Annotated in this window: 15 protein-coding genes and 2 pseudogenes; 8 read left to right on the forward strand and 9 right to left on the reverse strand. The window is 46.5% G+C overall.

The window, feature by feature from the left end:
* Positions 1–64: 64 nt before the first annotated feature.
* Positions 65–1297, reverse strand: a complete 1233-nt coding sequence (locus tag WS_RS03495) for a dicarboxylate/amino acid:cation symporter (protein ID WP_011138645.1) — start codon at positions 1295–1297, stop codon at positions 65–67.
* A gap of 167 nt (positions 1298–1464) precedes the next feature.
* Here WS_RS03495 and WS_RS03500 point away from each other — a divergent pair, with 167 nt between their 5' ends.
* Complete coding sequence (locus WS_RS03500) at positions 1465–1974, forward strand: asparaginase domain-containing protein (RefSeq protein WP_011138646.1); 510 nt, start codon at positions 1465–1467, stop codon at positions 1972–1974.
* Here WS_RS03500 and WS_RS11110 read toward each other — a convergent pair.
* Both WS_RS11110 and WS_RS11115 read right to left on the reverse strand, forming a co-directional pair.
* Positions 1961–2503: a DMT family transporter gene (locus WS_RS11110; protein WP_232501939.1), complete on the reverse strand. Its 543-nt coding sequence runs from the start codon at positions 2501–2503 to the stop codon at positions 1961–1963. The genes WS_RS03500 and WS_RS11110 overlap by 14 nt on opposite strands.
* A gap of 47 nt (positions 2504–2550) precedes the next feature.
* The gene (locus WS_RS11115) at positions 2551–2868 is read right to left on the reverse strand and encodes a DMT family transporter (RefSeq protein WP_011138648.1); all 318 of its coding nucleotides are present in this window, start codon (positions 2866–2868) and stop codon (positions 2551–2553) included.
* Positions 2869–3071: 203 nt separating this feature from the next.
* Between WS_RS11115 and WS_RS03510 the strand changes: the two genes are divergently transcribed.
* From WS_RS03510 to WS_RS03545, 7 genes are all read left to right on the forward strand, one after another.
* A complete protein-coding gene (locus tag WS_RS03510; RefSeq protein WP_041571727.1) occupies positions 3072–3419 on the forward strand; it encodes a hypothetical protein in 348 nt (115 codons plus the stop codon).
* Between the two features lie 149 nt (positions 3420–3568).
* Positions 3569–5272: a 4Fe-4S binding protein gene (locus tag WS_RS03515; protein WP_011138650.1), complete on the forward strand. Its 1704-nt coding sequence runs from the start codon at positions 3569–3571 to the stop codon at positions 5270–5272.
* Complete coding sequence (locus WS_RS03520; protein ID WP_011138651.1) at positions 5272–5994, forward strand: TorD/DmsD family molecular chaperone; 723 nt, start codon at positions 5272–5274, stop codon at positions 5992–5994. The genes WS_RS03515 and WS_RS03520 overlap by 1 nt, the downstream gene beginning before the upstream one ends.
* 91 nt (positions 5995–6085) lie before the next feature.
* Positions 6086–6289, forward strand: coding sequence for a hypothetical protein (locus WS_RS03525; protein ID WP_011138652.1), 204 nt, complete (start codon positions 6086–6088; stop codon positions 6287–6289).
* 31 nt (positions 6290–6320) lie between these two features.
* Positions 6321–9152, forward strand: coding sequence for a molybdopterin-dependent oxidoreductase (locus WS_RS03535; protein ID WP_011138653.1), 2832 nt, complete (start codon positions 6321–6323; stop codon positions 9150–9152).
* 10 nt (positions 9153–9162) lie between these two features.
* Positions 9163–9765, forward strand: a complete 603-nt coding sequence (fdh3B, locus tag WS_RS03540) for a formate dehydrogenase FDH3 subunit beta (RefSeq protein WP_011138001.1) — start codon at positions 9163–9165, stop codon at positions 9763–9765.
* Positions 9766–9767: 2 nt separating this feature from the next.
* Positions 9768–10688, forward strand: a complete 921-nt coding sequence (locus WS_RS03545) for a formate dehydrogenase subunit gamma (RefSeq protein ID WP_011138000.1) — start codon at positions 9768–9770, stop codon at positions 10686–10688.
* A 57-nt stretch (positions 10689–10745) separates the two neighbouring features.
* Here the strand turns inward: WS_RS03545 and WS_RS03550 are convergent, their stop codons facing one another.
* From WS_RS03550 to WS_RS10905, 6 genes and pseudogenes are all read right to left on the reverse strand, one after another.
* Entirely contained in the window at positions 10746–11741 is a 996-nt protein-coding gene (locus tag WS_RS03550) for an adenosine deaminase (protein ID WP_011138654.1), read from the reverse strand.
* 46 nt (positions 11742–11787) lie between these two features.
* Positions 11788–12531, reverse strand: coding sequence for an acyl-CoA dehydratase activase (locus WS_RS03555; RefSeq protein ID WP_011138655.1), 744 nt, complete (start codon positions 12529–12531; stop codon positions 11788–11790).
* Between the two features lie 3 nt (positions 12532–12534).
* Positions 12535–13839, reverse strand: coding sequence for a double-cubane-cluster-containing anaerobic reductase (locus tag WS_RS03560; RefSeq protein WP_011138656.1), 1305 nt, complete (start codon positions 13837–13839; stop codon positions 12535–12537).
* A gap of 468 nt (positions 13840–14307) precedes the next feature.
* Positions 14308–14895: pseudogene (locus tag WS_RS03565) on the reverse strand (IS3-like element ISWsu1 family transposase); the annotation flags it as partial.
* A 59-nt stretch (positions 14896–14954) separates the two neighbouring features.
* Positions 14955–16145: an IS3-like element IS1302 family transposase gene (locus tag WS_RS03570; protein WP_011138235.1), complete on the reverse strand. Its 1191-nt coding sequence runs from the start codon at positions 16143–16145 to the stop codon at positions 14955–14957.
* 52 nt (positions 16146–16197) lie between these two features.
* Positions 16198–16706: pseudogene (locus tag WS_RS10905) on the reverse strand (IS3-like element ISWsu1 family transposase); the annotation flags it as partial.
* Positions 16707–16756 lie beyond the last annotated feature (50 nt).

Below are 16756 nucleotides of genomic sequence, written 5' to 3' on the forward strand. Positions count from 1 at the left end.
GGTGACCTTTGCAGCTAGAATCAAGAGAGAATTCTAACCGCAAAGATATTAAAGAAAGAAAAATTTAGGCTAAACTTTTTTCGCCTTGAGTATATTTTTCCACCACGGCGGCGCAGAGAGCGTCTCCTGTGATGTTGACTGCGGTGCGAGTCATATCAAAAATACGATCTAGTGCGTAGAGAATAGGGAGCCCTTCGATGGGGATTCCTGCAGACATCAGGACCGCTACAACTAAAAGCGTGGGCCCAGGAACTCCTGCTTGGCCGATAGAGCCAATGGTAGAGGTAAGGATGATCGCTCCATAGTGCGCCCATGTGAGCTCGATTCCGTAGAATTGGGCAAAAAAGACCGCTGTGAGAGCGTAGTAGATGGCGTTACCATTCATGTTGATGGTGGCGCCAAGGGGCACGATGAAGGAGGCGAGGCTCTTGTTGATTTTGAATTTGTTCTCCACGGCATCCATGGTGACAGGCACGGTGGCCATGGAAGAGGCGGTCGAGAAAGCAACAATTTGCGCGCTTTTGATACCGCCAAAGAACTCTTTGAGTGAGAGGTTGGTGAAGAATTGCACGACAAGGCCGTAGATTCCCCAGTTAAAGAGCGCTAGGGCAAAGAGATAGACCACCACTAGCTTCATGATGAGCACAAGGGTTTCAAAGCCATAGGTGCCAATCGATTCGGCCATGAGGGCAAAAACCCCAATAGGAGCGATAAGCATCACTTTATTAATCATCCAAATCATCGCCTCTGTAAGAGCGTTTAGACCAGCGATGAGTGGCGAGCGTTTACTCTCTTCAAGCATGGAGATTCCAAAGCCCAAGAAGATGCAGAAGAAGAGAATCTGGAGGATGTTCCCCTCGACCATCGCCTTGATGGGGTTGGTGGGAATCATTCCAAGGATAATGTCAAAGAAAGCAGGAGTTCCACCCCTGTCGGCGTATTCATTGGAAAACATCGAAGAGAGTGAGCTTAGGTTGACACCGACACCAGGTTTAAAAAGCTCTCCAAAGAGCAGGGCGATACTGACGGCGAGAATCGTCATAATCATGAAGAAAAAGAGGGTGAGGCCTCCAACTTTTCCAGCGCTAGAAGTAGCGCCAACGCCTGCTGATCCGCCAATGACTGAAAAGACGATGAGCGGAACGACGAGCATTTTAATAAGAGAGATGAACATCGCGCCAAGCGGCTCAAAAACCGCTGCGCCCTCGCCCATCATTACGCCCGTGAGCACGCCAAGAATCATAGCGACTAGGATATAGAAGCCAAGACTCTTGGAGAGATTGTTGAGTAGAGACATATGCAGCCTTTCTTTGGGTGAAGTTTTCATTCAAAAAGGACGATTGTAATCAAAAAAACCCCTGATGCGTCTAAATAAAAGAGTTTAATTTTTAAGCAATACAACTTATAATTGGCTCATGCCTCCTCCAAGAAGAGGTCAAACCCGCTTATTTAAAGGATTTTTCTATGATTACCGTCATCAACACCGGCGGAACGTTCAATAAGATTTATGACAAGGTCAAGGGCGAATTGGTGATCTATCCCAACTGCGATGTGATCGAAGAGGTGATTGCCAAGAGCTTCTATAATAATATCGATTTGAGGGTGACGGGGCTCATCTATAAAGATAGTCTCTATATGAACGATGAAGATCGTGCCGAGCTTTTGAAGAAGTTAGAACTAGTCCAGACTAGGGATGTGGTCGTGGTGCATGGCACCGATACGATGGATGTGAGTGCGGAGTATATCAGGACTCACGCCCCTCATATTGCCGCCAGCAAGAGAATTATCTTCACGGGTGCCATGAAGCCCTACACGATTGAGCCCGCCGAAGCGACCTCTAACCTCACGCTAGCGATAGGCTTTTTGCTCTATGCGGAGCCAAAGAGTGGAATCTATGTGGCGATGAATGGAGTGCTAGGAGAGGCGGAAAAGATCGTGAAAGACCGCACTTCAGGGAAATTTATCTTCGCCTGAAGCGTTGCAGGTGCGAGGGGCGATAGAGATTGATGAGATAGATCGCTAGGATCGCCAAACTCCCACCAATGAGCGTCTCGTGAGTGGGGGTCTCGCCTAGAAATAGCCAGCTAAGAAGCAGGGCATTCACGGGCACCATCAGCCCAAAGGTGCTTGCCTTAGAGGCTCCCACAATAGAGATTGCCTGATAGTAGATGGTCGTCCCAAAGGCTGTCGAGAGGCATGAAACAAAGAGCAGATTCCCCCAAAACCACCCATCAAAACTTCCTATTTCCATCATATTTGTGTTCCAAAGGAAGAGAGGCGCATAGGTGATGACACTAAAGAGTGTGGTGTAGAAGTTGATCGCTACAGGGTGCACTTCATGACGAATCTTCTGCGTGGCAAGTGTGAGGCTCGCCCAAGAGAGCGCGCTAGCAACAAAAAAGAGATTCCCTCCACCCAAAAGATCTCCGTAGTGAGAGAGATTGAGCAAAAAAAGTCCTGAGATGAGTCCTAAAACCAGACCTGAAACCTCATGTTTTTCCAAGGGGTTGGAGTAGAGCCAATAGGAGAGCAAGTAGGCAAAAACAGGAATCAGCGTGGTTCAAGCACTCCTCCTGCTCCTGCAAAACCAAAACGCAAGCCCGTGAAGAAGAGAATAGAATAGAGTGAATTGAAAAACGAGGCAAGCAGAAGGTATTTCAGGGATGAGGGGGTGAGGCGAAGAGGGACCTTTAAAGCAAAGACAATAGGCACAAAGGTGAGCAAGGCGAAGAAAAAGCGCCAAAAAGTGATCACCTCGGTGGAGGTGTATTGGGTGAGAATTTTGGAAGAGGGCCAAGAGCCGCCCCAAAAAATCATACCCACAAAGAGCAAAATAGCAAAAAGCTGTTTTTCATTGAATCTTTTCATAAGAGGGCTTAAGAGTTAGGATTTAAGGCGGCGGCGATAGAAAAAAAGCGCCAAAAAGAGCAGGGCAAAAAAGAGAATCTCATAGCCTAGAGAGGCGAGGTCTGGGGGCATTAAGGGTTCCTTCGATTCTTTGATGGAATGATATATAATCGTTCCAAAGAAGAGGATTAAGAATCTTTAGGATGAGGGTAGGAGAAAGAGAGATGGGTGCTTGGGTTAAAGCCATCGTGATAGCGTGGATCATCACCTTGGGGGGTATAGGGGTCATCTATTGGCTCAATCCCTCGCTTTTTGTGCGAATCTTTATGCCTCCAAGCGATGCGATGATTTTAGAGCTTGGTGCGCGTCTCACTTCACCCTCCATCGCCCCTTCGCTGGAGATTCTCAAGGTGAGCTATGTAGGGAGTCAAGAGCGCGATTACGCCACGATGCTCTCCTATACCGTGGGGAAGAAACGCTGCATCTTAATGATGGGCATGAAACACCAGAAAGGGCGATGGAGAGGAGAGAGGAGTCGTGTGGATGAGTGCTTTTTCCTCTATGAAATATAAATAATTAAAAAGTAAAAAATAGTTTTAACATCTTTTAAGGCAGAAAGGTTAGAATTACCGAAAAGTAAATAAATAGTTAACCTTTATGGAGATTTTCCATAACGCTTGAACAAGGTCTGGTTCAGACCAGCTAAAGGAGATCAAACCCAATGCCAAGCTACCACCTAAGCCTTAACCCCGCCACTCAAGCCTTCCTTGAAGAGGCCAAAGAGGAGATACAAAAGCAAAATCTTTTTTCTTTTCATTCTTCCGCCCAGACCCTCGTCTCCAACGAAAAAGAGACCGCCCCTCTTTTTGCCCCCGAAATCAACTGGTATCTCAAGAACTCTCTTGATTCCAAAGAGGAGAAGCTAAAGACTCTCTCCCTCCTTTATGAGGCAAGAGCCATCAAATTTGATCATGCCCTCCACCAAGACTATGAAGAGAGTGTCTCTCCCTCTCTTCTTATCATTGGAGAGAGTCAAAGCGCCAAAGAGTTTGCCTCTAAAGCTTTAGAATCCTCCTTTGAGGTGGAGATTCTCCCCTATGAGAGTATTGAGAGTATTGAGGGGAAACTAGGAGCCTTTGTAGCCAACCTCACGGATGGAAGCTCTAGAGAGTTTGCCCAAGGAGTCCTCTTTAGGGAGGATGAGTTTGCCTCTAAGTATATGGGGATTGAGAAAGTCTCTGACTTTGAAGATGCCAAAGAGCTTTTAGAGAAACTCCAAAGTCGTCTAGGAATCTATCGCTACAAGACCACCATCACCTATAATCCTGAGATCTGCCAATATCATCATCGCCGAGAGAAGTCCTGTAGTAAGTGCGCCACCCTCTGTCCTACCTTTGGGGTGGTGAATGATGATTCCAAGATGGAGCTCCTCTTCTCCCAACTAGATTGTGTTGGCTGTGGAGGCTGTATCTCCGCCTGTCCCACGGGAGCCATCGATTACGCTCCCTATCCCAAGGAGGCTCTCTATGAGATTGCCCGACTCTACAATGAGACGACGATCTTAATGATCCCTGAGCCCTTCCTCAAAGATCTAGAGGAGGTCACTCTCCCTAAAGGAATCACTCCTTTGATTATTGATCGAGAGAAGTTCCCCTCTGAGATGCATCTTCTCACTCTATTGCAAGAGAGCGGAAGCTCACTTCTCTTCTACTCCCCCATCATCTCTCGCCCCACCAAAGAGGCTAACGAGATGCTCAATCAAATCTATCTCAAGGCCTATGGTGAGCCAGCCCTCTATCTTGCTCAAGATATTCCCACTCTCCTAGAGGCACTCCCTAAGGCTCACAAGATAGAGAAGAGCCTCTATCGCTACACGCCTAAGCCCAACGAGTTAAGACGCAAGACCTTTGGAGAGAGGCTTCGCTATATCATCAAGGAGCAAGAGTTAGGTCAAGTCCCTAGTGGAGATTTCATCCGCTATGGAGAGATTAAAGTGGATCAAGAGAAGTGCACCCTCTGCCTCTCTTGCGTGGGAGCTTGCAATGTCAATGCCCTCACCGCCAACTCCAATGAGTTCACCCTAGATTTTAACGCCTCTTTGTGCACCACCTGTGGCTACTGTCTTCCTAGCTGTCCTGAGAATGCCATCACACTAGAGCTAAGCGGCATCACTTTGGCTCCCTCTTGGTTTGAGTCCAAGGTGATGGCTAGAGATGAGATGTTTAAATGCATTGAGTGTGGCAAGCCCTTTGCCACCAAGAAATCGGTGGAGAAGATCAAGAATCTCATGTCACCCCTCTTTGTGGGTAACGCCTTCAAGTTAAAGACGCTGGAGTGCTGTCCTGATTGCAAGGTGAAGGTGATGGTAGGCTTTAGCAGTGAAGCCGATTCCAAGAGAGAGACTATTTTAGAGGAGGTGGAGTGATGGATCACGCCAATATCAATAAAGCGCGGGAGATTTACTACAGCCTCCTTGGAATCTTCTTGACCTACGGACGGTTGGAGGCTCAGAAAGAGAAGGCGATTGAGATTTTAGAGAAGATTGCCGCTTTTCCTATGACGGAAGAGATCGTGCAGGATGCAAAGGCGCTAGCTAGCGAGCTTGGAGAGCGAGGCGCTTTGGCGATTGAAGAGGAGTTTGATGCGGTTTTCATCAATAATCTCGACGCTAAGGCGATCAATCTAACCGCCTCTTTTTATGCCGAGGGGCAGGAGCGAGGCGAGAAGCTTCTCTTGACCAAGGAGATCATCACCTGCACGCCCAAGCGCAAAGACGAATCGTTTGTTGAAACCGAGGATAATCTAGGATTCCTTTGCACCTTTCTTGGTTATTTGGTGAGTGATTTTGAGGAGAAAAAGCACTTAGAGCTCGCCAAGCGACTCTTTGCCGAAGTGGTCAACGGGTATGTTGATTATGTGGTGATTGAGATTTTGAAACATCCAAATGCTCGATTCTATCGTCATATCGCCAGAATCTTGGAGAGTTTTGCTGAATTTGAGCGACTCTACCTAGAGATTCCCGCTCCCAAAAAGGAGGAGTTCAAAGACATCTCCGAGGCGCTTCGCCAAGAGATGCTCGGAAAGAGCAAAAAGCGAGTCAAGCGCGATCTTGAAAATAGTGGCGGGAGCTGCGACATCGGCTCTTGAGAGGTTTGAGGTCTCATGCCAAAGGCCTTGTTTAAAGAGGGTTTTGGCATGGGACTTCATCCATGAACATCTTAAAAGAAGGAGGATACCTATGAGCCAAGTGGAAAACTCTCGACGAGAGTTTCTCAAAAGCGCTACCAAGACGACCGTAGTGGCGGCGGCTGTAGGCGTAAGCATGGCGGGTTGTATGGGCGGAAGAACCGTTACAGACAACTTGACTAGAGGAAAATCAAACAAGCAAGAGACTCTCTATCAAAAAACCGCTACTTGGGACATGTATTACAAGAGTTGCTAAAAACAACCAACCATCTTAAAAAGGAGATACGATGAGTGAGAATATCGTTCAAACACTCTCTCCGCTCAAAGTGGGTCGAAGAAGCTTCCTGAAAATGGCAGCTTTGGCAGGCGCAATGGGCGCGAGTAGTGCGGTAGCTTCTGAAGGCGTGGTGCGAAGCGCTACGACTCAAGAGCTCAAAGAGGCGCATCCAGGTGCTAAGAAAATAAAAACCATCTGTACGGCTTGCTCTGTAGGCTGTGGAATCGTCGCTGAAGTGAAAAATGATGTGTGGGTGCGCCAAGAGGTTGCCCAAGATCACCCTATCAGCCTTGGCGGGCACTGCTCTAAGGGTGCGGGCATGATTGATGTGCTTCGAAGCCCCAAGCGTGTCAAATACCCCATGAAAAAAGAGAATGGCAAGTGGAAACGCATCAGCTGGGATCAAGCGATGGATGAGATTTCCGCAAAGATGCTTCAGCTAAGAACAGACTTTGGCCCCGATGCGGTTCAATTTTTTGGTTCAGCTAAAGTTTCAACCGAGCAAGCGTACTACATCCGAAAGTTTGCTGCTTTCTGGGGAACCAACAACGTAGATCACCAAGCTAGAGTTTGACACAGCTCCACAGTCGCCGGTGTGGCGAATACTTTTGGTTATGGAGCTATGACCAACCATTTGGCCGATATTCAAAAGTCCAAAGCAATCATTATTTTTGGTGCCAACCCTGCGGTGAATCACCCTGTAGGATTCCAGCACTTCCTCAAAGCTAAAGAGATCAATGGTTCTAAGCTCATCGTCGTTGAGCCTCGATTCACTCGAACCGCCGCTAAAGCTGATATGTTTGCCCAGATTCGACCTGGAACCGACATCCCCTTTATGTATGGAATGATCAACCTGATCCTCAAAAATGGATGGGAAGATAAGAAATTCGTCGCTGAGAGAACTTTCGGTTTTGAAGAGATCGCCAAAGAGGCGGCTAAGTACACCCCTGAAGTGGTCGAAGATATCACAGGCGTCCCTGCACAGCAGCTCATCGATATAACACGAGTTTATGCCCAAACCAAACCTGGAACGCTCATTTGGGCGATGGGTCTCACTCAGCACACGATTGGAACCAGCAATACACGACTAGCCCCGATTCTTCAGCTCATTCTTGGAAATATGGGTAAACCAGGCGGTGGTACCAACATCCTTCGAGGCCATGATAATGTTCAGGGCGCGAGTGATATGGGATGCTTGGCTGAAAACCTCCCTGGCTATTTCCCTAACGCTGAACCGAGCTTCAAGCACTGGGCGAATGTCTGGCAGGTCGATTTTGAGTGGCTCAAGGCTCGATTCGCTCCTGATATGATGTTCAAAAATGGATTCTCCCTTTCTCGATGGTGGCAAGGGGTTCTTGAAGAAGAGACGATTCATAACGGTCCTGCAGGCAAGCTTCGTGCGATGGTCTGTATGGGGAATGGTCTAATCTCTGTCGCCCAGACTGAGAAGGTGAAGCAAGCACTTGATAAGCTAGAGCTTTTCGTCATGATCGATATCTTCCCTCATGATGCGATCGCCTATACCGATCGAAAAGATGGAGTCTATCTGCTTCCTGCGGCTAGCCAGTATGAGACTAGTGGAACCGTCACGGCGACCAATCGATCAGGTCAATGGCGATACCAAGTGGTCAATCCTATCTATGAGAGCAAAGCCGATCAAGATATTCTCTTTGCTTTTGCGAAGAAGTTTGGCTTCTACAACGAATATGTAAGAGCCTTGGGCGATGGCAAAGGAAACTTTGTATGGCCTGAAGATGCCACGCGAGAGATCGCTAAAGGGGTGAAAACCATCGGACTTAGCGGCTGGCTTCCTGAGAGATTGAAGGCTCACACGGATAACTGGCATATGTTTGATGAGCTGACCTTGGAGGGCAAAGGGCCTATGAAGGGCGAATACTATGGTCTTCCTTGGCCTTGCTGGAGCGATAAACACCCTGGAACCCCTAACCTCTATGACAACTCTCTCCCTGTAATGAAGGGCGGTATGGGCTTTAGGAATAACTTCGGTCTCAAGCAAGAGCTCAATGGAGTGGAGTATGATATGCTCGCCTCCGAAGGCAGTGTTCCTCCTGGAGGCACCCAAAAAGGGGGTTATCCTGCTATCACCGCCGCCAATATTGAAGCTCTAGCGGGAATCACCCTCACTGAAGAGGAGAAGGCCAAAGTGGCAGGTAAAGCTTGGCACACCGACCTCTCCATGATTCTAGTCAACAAAGCGCTTGAAGCGGGTCTCTGCCCCTACGGTAATGCACGGGCTAGGATGTTTGTCAAAGAGTGGGCGGATCAGATTCCTCGCCACCGAGAGCCTCTCCATAGCCCAAGAACGGATATGGTGGCTAAATACCCAAGCTTCAAAGACAAGCCCAACCACTTTAGGGTTGACACGAAGTATGAGAGCATCCAGATGCAAAAAGATTGGGCGAAAGAGTTCCCTCTCAACCTTATCACGGGTCGATTGGTCACTCACAACGGTCAAGGAATCGAATCGAGAATCTCTCCCGCTCTAAGCGAGATCTATCCTGAGATGTTTATCGAGATTCACCCTGATCGAGCGCTCAAGCTTGGAATCAAAGATGGCGACATGGTCTGGGTTCACTCACCTGAGGGCACCAAAGGCTACATGAAAGCCAAATATAGCTACAGCATCAAAGAAGATTGTGTATTCGCTCCTTTCCACTGGGCGGGTATCCATCAAGGCAAGGATTTGAGCAAGAATTATCCCGAGGGCTTGGTTCCCTATAGCGTGGGTGAAAGCATCAACACTGTCACCAACTACGGCTATGACATCGTGACTCAGATTCCTGAAACTAAAGGCGGCCTCTGCCGCATCGAAAAAGCGTAGGGGGTGAAGCATGGAAAGTCAAGCTAGAGTCAAGTTCTATTGTGATGAGGCTAGATGTATTGATTGTCATGGGTGTGATGTGGCTTGTAAAGAGGCCCATCACCTTCCTGTGGGAGTCAACCGAAGAAGAGTGGTGACCCTCAATGAAGGTCTTGTAGGCAAAGAGAAATCCCTCTCTATTGCCTGCATGCACTGCTCTGATGCCCCTTGTGCTCAGGTCTGCCCAGTGGACTGCTTCTATGTTCGAGCCGATGGGATTGTATTGCATGACAAAGAGAAGTGCATTGGATGCGGTTACTGCCTCTATGCCTGCCCCTTTGGTGCTCCTCAATTCCCCAAGAGTGGAATCTTTGGTTCAAGAGGACCTATGGATAAGTGCACCTTCTGTGCTGGAGGTCCTGAAGAGACTCACAGCGAGAAGGAGTATAAGCTCTATGGACAGAATCGTATCGCTGAGGGCAAAGTCCCTGTATGTGCAGCGATGTGCTCCACCAAGGCACTCCTAGCAGGAGATTCTGATAGCATCTCGCTCATCATTCGTGAGAGAGTGCTCAAGCGAGGCAGTGGAACAGCCAGTGTTCCTTACACCTGGTCACAAGCCTACAAGGATTAAGAATGAAAAAGCCTCTATTGCCCCTCCTCTCCCTTCTGGGAGCCTTGGGGGCACAAGCTTCTGAGAATCTCAAGGAGCCCTTGGATTTCAGCTACAACACCCAAATCTATGGAAAGCCCATGATTGAGGCAATCCCCACTTGGGGAAGTGGAGGGATTCTAGGTCTTGGAGAGATTGGAGGAATAGGAGGATTAGGAGAGCTCTTCACCTTCTTGCAAAGTGGTTACTTTGCTCTTATCTTCCTAGCGATCATCATCGCTATCCCTTTGGTCTTCCTAGGTCACTATATGGTGATTGGACCCAAGCGATTCTCTCATGAGGGGAAGAAGATCAAGGTCTTTAACACCTTCAACATCATGGTGCACTGGATTGCAGGGATTCCCTTTGTGCTTCTTTGCATCACAGGACTTCTGATGGTCTTTGGAGATGCCCTAGGGGGTGGAGCTTTTATTCGATTCGCTAGAGATGTGCATGGATTAGCCACGATCATCTTTGCGATCTTTGGTCCCCTCATGTTCATCATGTGGGTGAAGCACGCTCTCTTTAAGATGTATGACATCGACTGGATGCTCATTCTTGGAGGGTATCTAAGCAAGGTGAAGAGACCTATTCCTGCAGGCAAATTCAATGCGGGTCAGAAGATGTGGTTCTGGGTCTGCACGATGGGAGGATTCTTCATGGTCTATAGTGGCTATGTGATGTTCTTCCAAGAGGGCAATATTGAGACCCTAAGACTCATGGCGATCTTGCACAATGTAGTGGGGTTTGCTGTGGTGGCTCTCCTTATGACTCACATCTATATGGCAGCCTTTGCGATTGAGGGTGCATTGCACTCCATCCTAGATGGTCATATGGGTGAAGAGGAGGTAGCGATTCTTCATAGTTTCTACTATAAAGAGTTGCAGGCGGAGGGGAAAGTTTAACCTTCCTTTCTCCTGTTTGTCTTTTTTGTCGGTGATGCGGCGCGACTTCGCGCCGTGTTAAATGATCTGCTTAATCCAATCCATTTTTTTCTCTTCGCTCAAAAACGAGGCCTTGAAGCTATTGATGGCTAAGGCTTTTAGCTCCTCTTTGCTTGCGTTTAAATGCTCACTGAGTGCCTCATAGTTTTCGTTAAGATAACCTCCAAAATAGGCAGGGTCATCTGAGTTGACCGTGACTAAAACACCCTTGCGGAGCAGTCTTAAGATGTTATGCTCAGAGAGATTCTTGACGGCTTGAAGCTTGACATTGGAGAGGGGGCAGACCGTGAGGGGTGTCTGTTTTTGGATGAGCCACTCCACTAGATTCTCGTCCTCTTCGCAACGAATCCCATGATCGATTCGCTCCACTTGAAGCTTGTGGATTGCCTCCCAAATATAGGAGCTATCTCCCTCTTCCCCTGCGTGTGCGACTATTTTATAACCAGCTTTTCTGCACTCCAAAAAGAGGCGTTCAAACTTGGAGGGCGGATGTCCCACTTCGCTAGAATCAAGCCCCACGCCTAAAATTTTTTCTCTAAAGGGGAGCGAGGATTTCAAGATTTCAAAACCCTCTGATTCGCTTAGATGGCGCAAAAAACACATGATGAGAAAAGAGCTGATTCCTAGCTCTTTTTCGCCCTTTTCAAGGGCTTTGGTGATACCCTCTATCACGGTTTCAAAACTCACTCCTCGTGAAGTGTGGGTTTGGGGATCGAAAAATATCTCTGTGTGGCAGATGTTTTGAGCCTTGCATCGAAGCAAATAAGCCCATGCTAGATCAAAAAAGTCTGATTCGGTGAGAAGCACCTTCGCTCCTGCATAGTAGATATCAAGAAAGGATTGAAGCGAGGTGAAGCTGTAGGCTTTTCTCACTTCCTCGACACTTTTATAGGGGAGAGGGATGCGATTCTTTTGCGCTAGCTCAAACATAAGCTCAGGCTCCAAAGAGCCTTCGATATGGAGGTGGAGTTCGGCTTTGGGAAGTTTGGCGATGAGCTCTTTTAGGGTTGGCATTGGGGAGTCTCTTTTTGGTGGATTATAGCAGAGTTTGGGGAGAGATTCACTCTCCCTTGGCTAGCAAAGCAGCGCCAATGGCGCCATTGAGTTGAGGATAGGGGTGGGTGTGTAGGCTCGCGCCTAGCTCCTCCTCAAGCATGGTTTTAAGGAGTGAGTTGAGGGCGCCACCGCCACTAAAGACGACCAGGCCCCTCGTGTCAAATCGTTTCGCCATGTTGGCCAGCCTTGTGGCAATAGAGCGATGCACTCCTGCGCCAATATTGAAGGGAGTCTCATTTTTGGCGATGAGGGAGATGAGCTCTGATTCGGCAAAAATGGCGCACATGGAAGAGATTTCGATGGATTTATCGTAGTGGGCGCACGCCTCTCCAAACTCCTCTAGGCTCATCCCTAGTCTAGCGGCGGCGATTTCTAGGAATTTCCCCGTGCCTGCGGCGCACTTGTCGTTCATACGAAAATCAACAAACTGCCCCTCGCGAAGCTCAATCACCTTGCTATCTTGTCCCCCTAGATCAATCACAAGGCTTGCTTCGGGGAAGAAGTGGCTTGCCCCTTTGGCGTGGGCTTGGATTTCGCTCACGCTAGGGCAGGAGAGGGCCTCTTTGAGACTGTCGCGCCCATAGCCAGTCGCTAGAATCTTTGTCACGACTCGCCCTTTTAAAAACTCCTCCACACGCTCGCTTTGGCGCACTTGGGTGTGCAGCGTGTGAGTCTCTGCTAGCACGCCATCAGCGCTGAAAGCAGCGAGTTTGGTGTAGGTCGAGCCGATATCCACTCCCCAAAACATTCTCTACGCGCCCCTCTTGAGACGAATCGATTCGATAAAGGCTTCCACTCGAGTTTTGATCTGTCCCGCATCTTCAGGAGAGTAGTCTGATTCGATAGCTAGAAAGGGGATCCCCTCTTTTTTCATCGCTTCGGCCACGAGGTGCGATTCGACATTGTAGGTGTGGCAGAAAGAGAGAGTGTAATAGATGACTCCATCGGTTTGGCGCTCTTTGTGCATCTTGACGATCTTTTCGATTCGGGCTTCATTGGGGGTGAAACAGGCGCAGTCGATATTTTTGTAGCGCTCCATCATGCGGGCGGTGAGCTCTTCGTTGGTGGTGACGCCCTCAAGATTGACATCATCCTTGAAGTAGCGATGGCCGATGCATGATTCTTCGTTCACGATGGCTCCGCCGCTACTCTCAACAATCTGATGGAGTTTCCAGTTGGGTGCGGCAAAAGGGGTGCCAAGAATCATGAGTCGTGTGGTCTCTTTTTCAAAGACGCTCTTTTGGGCGTTGATTCGCTCCTCAAGCTCATCACAAAGGGTGTTGAGTGCTTCGGTGAAGCGCACGGGCTCATCAATAAAGCTGAGCTGCATCACCAAAAGGCTATCCAGCCCGCTAATGGGCATGATATCACCATGCATTCCACGCAGAGCATCAAGTCTTCGGAGAGCCTTTCGCTTGGCATTGATGATCTCTACGCCTTTTTTGTGCTCTTCAAAACTGAGTTTACGCCCGACCACCTCTTCGATGTGCTCCTGAAACTCCTCCACCTCTTCGCGCCAGAGTCTCATGCTCTTTTCATCTTTCTTTTGGGGGATGTGCATGACGTGCACGGGGTGGTGTTTGGCGAGAATCTCCCAAGTTTTTTTCTTTGCCTCGCAGGTGGTTTCGCCATAGATGAAGTCGCTGCTTTGGGTGTAGCCGCAAACGCGAAGGAGTTTGAAACCATGGGCGGATTTGATGAGGGGGCAGATGTTGCGGGGGAGCTCTTTTTCTGCCTCAGGAATGGAGGCTGGAGAACCACTACACAAGCCATAACAGGCGCCCCCAGCGGCGGTCACACTCTCTTCAGGCACAAAAATACAGAAGGTTCCCACAAGAGGCTTGCCTTCGCTCTTTAGCTTGTCTAGCTCGGCGATTCGACCTGTTTGGAGATTGCCCCAGAGATCATCAAAATAGCCCATCGCTTTGGGGCGATCTGCTTGGGTCAAAAAGAGATCAGCGTGACGCTTTTGAGCAGCCCCAAGGGCACCTTCGAGCTTGGCGGCATCGATGTTGAGCTTCTCCCATAGGGGATAGTAGGCTTCGTATTGGCTCATGAAAGATTCCTTTATCGTTGAGTTGAGTGGAGGTAGAAAGTTTGCCCAAACACTACACGATAGAGGTGCGTATAAAACAGAGAAGGAAGAAGCGAAAAGGCCATGTAGCTCCCAAGCCTTGGGACTCTCTTAGGTATAAACTTTCTTGATAACCATTGTAGGAGAAAAAGATTTAAATTTTCTTTTACCATTTAGATTAGCCAATCATTACTTATCACCTATCTCACATTAAATCTTATACGGTCCAAGCAAACCCATAGAGAACGCAAGAGTGGAAAGACTCAACGGAAGTATGTGACGAGGATTGTTGGATTGTCATATTTTTACCTCTCTCATGAAGCATTGGATAATTTAAGCCCTATCCAATTCCTCAAAAGGCATAATCAAAAGTAGATTTTATCAGCTTAGTGTTGGTTTGGATAATGGGGATGAGAATAGATGTACCCCTCCCCAATTTTTAGACCAAGGTCAAGCTGATAATTTCTTGTCCTGATTATGCTTTTGTAAATATTTGATAGGGCTTAAATTTTCCAATGCCTCATGTGGTCTGTGATGATTATAGTCATATTTCCACTCTTTAACTTTTTCCCTCACTTCACTGAGTGATCCAAACACATAGCAGTTGAGCAATTCTCTTCTAAAGCTACCATTAAATCTTTCAACTCTAGCATTCTCGATAGGTTTTCCGGGTCTGATAAAATCTAGTGTGATATTGTGCTTATTACACCATAATTCAAGCTGTGTAGAGATAAACTCTGGACCATTATCAACACGGATGGTATTTGGATACCCTCTATATTCACAAACACGCTCTAGCACTCTGATTACTCTATGCGCAGGGAGTGATGTATCTATCTCTACATCTAAAAATTCTCTGTTGTACTCATCAATGATATTTAGTAGGCGATAGCGTTTGCCATACCAAAGAGTATCAGACATAAAATCCATAGACCAAACATCATTGATACACTCCAACTCTTGCAGTGGTGTCTGCACACGTTCTGGCAGGCAGTGCTTTGTTTTAGGGCGCATATTAAGTCCTAAAGACTTGTATACTGCCACCATTTGTCAAGACAACTTTTTGAGAATTCATCTTCCAGCCTCTAGCCTTTAATTTAAGCAACGTTTTTCAACCCTTCTAGATAAACATTCATGGGCTTTTGATAATTTAGTGCTGAATGAAATCTATTGTGATTGTAAAAATTGATATATCTTGAAACCTTAAATCTGAGATCTGAAATAGAGCTATACTCATTGATATAGATTTCATCATATTTTAAAGTCCTAAAAAATCTCTCAATGGCAATATTATCAATGGATCTGCCTTTACCGTTCATAGAGATTTGAATGTTGTGTTTCTTGAGAAGTTCTGTATGTTCATGGCTGGTATATTGGCTACCTTGGTCGGAGTTGAATATTACAGGAATGTCATATTTTTCAATGGCTTCTTTTAAAACATCTGTTACAAGAGATGTATCCATAGTTGTTGATATTTTCCATGAGAGTATCGTTTTACTGTGCCAATCAATAATGGCGCACAAATACACGAAACCACCCTTGATTGGGATATAGGTAATATCTCCACTCCAAACCTGATTGGCTCTGTTAATTTCAAGCTCTCGTAGTAGATATGGATAGATTTTATGTTTATAGTTTTTAATGGATGTGTGTCGTTTCTTTTTTGGAAAGATTGCCTGTATCCCCATAGTGTTCATTAGCTTATTGACTTTATTTACACCAATTGAAAATCCATCTTCCAAAAGCTGCCTATGCATAAACCGATAGCCATAGGTTGAGGATATATCAGTATATATCTCATCTATCCTTTTCATGATTTTTAAATCATTGTCTGATATGGGTTTAGGTTCATAATAAAGGGTTGAGCGATTTAAATCTATTATTTCACATTGTCTTGCCATGGAGAGATTCTTTAGCTTGGGTGTGACAAGATCTTTTTTATTTGATAAGCCCAAGCTCTTTAGCTTTCCCACTGCCCAATCCCTCTCTATGGTTGTTTTTCCTAATTTCTTTGCTAGAGCATCATTCTCTGTTTTTAGCTCTTCTATCTCATCTTTATAGGCTTTAGTAGCCGAACCTACATCAAATACTAGTGATGCATTCTCTAAAAACTGCTTTTTCCAATCAATGAGACTTTTTGGTGTAATCTCATATTTACTGGCAATCTGTGCTACAGTCTCTTCGCCACCTAGTAATTCTAAGACAACTCTAGTTTTAAATTCTGCACTATAGCTTTTTCTTTTTCTACTCATTTTTTCCTCTCCTAAATCTTTAGAAAATTCTACCATTTAGGAAGATAAACCTTTCAATTTATTGTCTTGAATTTTAGTGGCAGTATAATACTCGTTTATGATTCCAATCATATCCTGCATTACGAATTCGAAGATAGAGCTTTTTAAAACCATTACGGATGTGCTTAGTAGCAAAGTGATTGAGCGCATCAATCACCTCTCTATCCTCTTTTGGTGTAGCTTGATAATAAAAACTGCTACGATTTAGTCCAACTATTTTACATGCCTGACGAAGAGAAAGCTCATGTTCTTTATGAAGATGCTCTACAGCTTCTCGTTTACCGTCAGGCGTTAGAGCTTTTTTTCTAAAAGATCCTTTAGTGCGTGATTTTCAAGTGCCATATCTGCAAACATCTTTTTAAGCTTAGCGTTCTCATTCTCTAGCTCTTTGAGACGTTTTATGTCCGAGACGCTCATACCTCCATACTTACTTTTCTACACATAAAAGGTTTGATTACTAACACCATGTTTACGACACACATCAGAAACTCTCATCCCAGCTTCTACTTCATTTAAAATGCCCACAATTTGGCTCTCTGTAAATCTACTCTTCTTCATTCCTAACTCCTGCAATTATTTTAGCAGAAGTTATCAACTCATATTCGGTC

Origin of the sequence: Wolinella succinogenes DSM 1740 (assembly GCF_000196135.1) — a bacterium.
In the GTDB taxonomy this organism is placed as follows: Bacteria; Campylobacterota; Campylobacteria; order Campylobacterales; family Helicobacteraceae; genus Wolinella; species Wolinella succinogenes.

Coding starts and splice junctions, on each gene's coding strand:
- WS_RS03570 (WP_011138235.1), bottom strand. CDS start 16,145: ATGGTAGAATTTTCTAAAGATTTAGGAGAGGAAAAAATGAGTAGAAAA.
- WS_RS03550 (WP_011138654.1), bottom strand. CDS start 11,741: ATGCCAACCCTAAAAGAGCTCATCGCCAAACTTCCCAAAGCCGAACTC.
- WS_RS03545 (WP_011138000.1), top strand. CDS start 9,768: ATGAAAAAGCCTCTATTGCCCCTCCTCTCCCTTCTGGGAGCCTTGGGG.
- WS_RS03510 (WP_041571727.1), top strand. CDS start 3,072: ATGGGTGCTTGGGTTAAAGCCATCGTGATAGCGTGGATCATCACCTTG.
- WS_RS11115 (WP_011138648.1), bottom strand. CDS start 2,868: ATGAAAAGATTCAATGAAAAACAGCTTTTTGCTATTTTGCTCTTTGTG.
- WS_RS03495 (WP_011138645.1), bottom strand. CDS start 1,297: ATGTCTCTACTCAACAATCTCTCCAAGAGTCTTGGCTTCTATATCCTA.
- WS_RS03525 (WP_011138652.1), top strand. CDS start 6,086: ATGAGCCAAGTGGAAAACTCTCGACGAGAGTTTCTCAAAAGCGCTACC.
- WS_RS03560 (WP_011138656.1), bottom strand. CDS start 13,839: ATGAGCCAATACGAAGCCTACTATCCCCTATGGGAGAAGCTCAACATC.
- WS_RS03520 (WP_011138651.1), top strand. CDS start 5,272: ATGGATCACGCCAATATCAATAAAGCGCGGGAGATTTACTACAGCCTC.
- WS_RS03500 (WP_011138646.1), top strand. CDS start 1,465: ATGATTACCGTCATCAACACCGGCGGAACGTTCAATAAGATTTATGAC.
- WS_RS03555 (WP_011138655.1), bottom strand. CDS start 12,531: ATGTTTTGGGGAGTGGATATCGGCTCGACCTACACCAAACTCGCTGCT.
- WS_RS03515 (WP_011138650.1), top strand. CDS start 3,569: ATGCCAAGCTACCACCTAAGCCTTAACCCCGCCACTCAAGCCTTCCTT.
- fdh3B (WP_011138001.1), top strand. CDS start 9,163: ATGGAAAGTCAAGCTAGAGTCAAGTTCTATTGTGATGAGGCTAGATGT.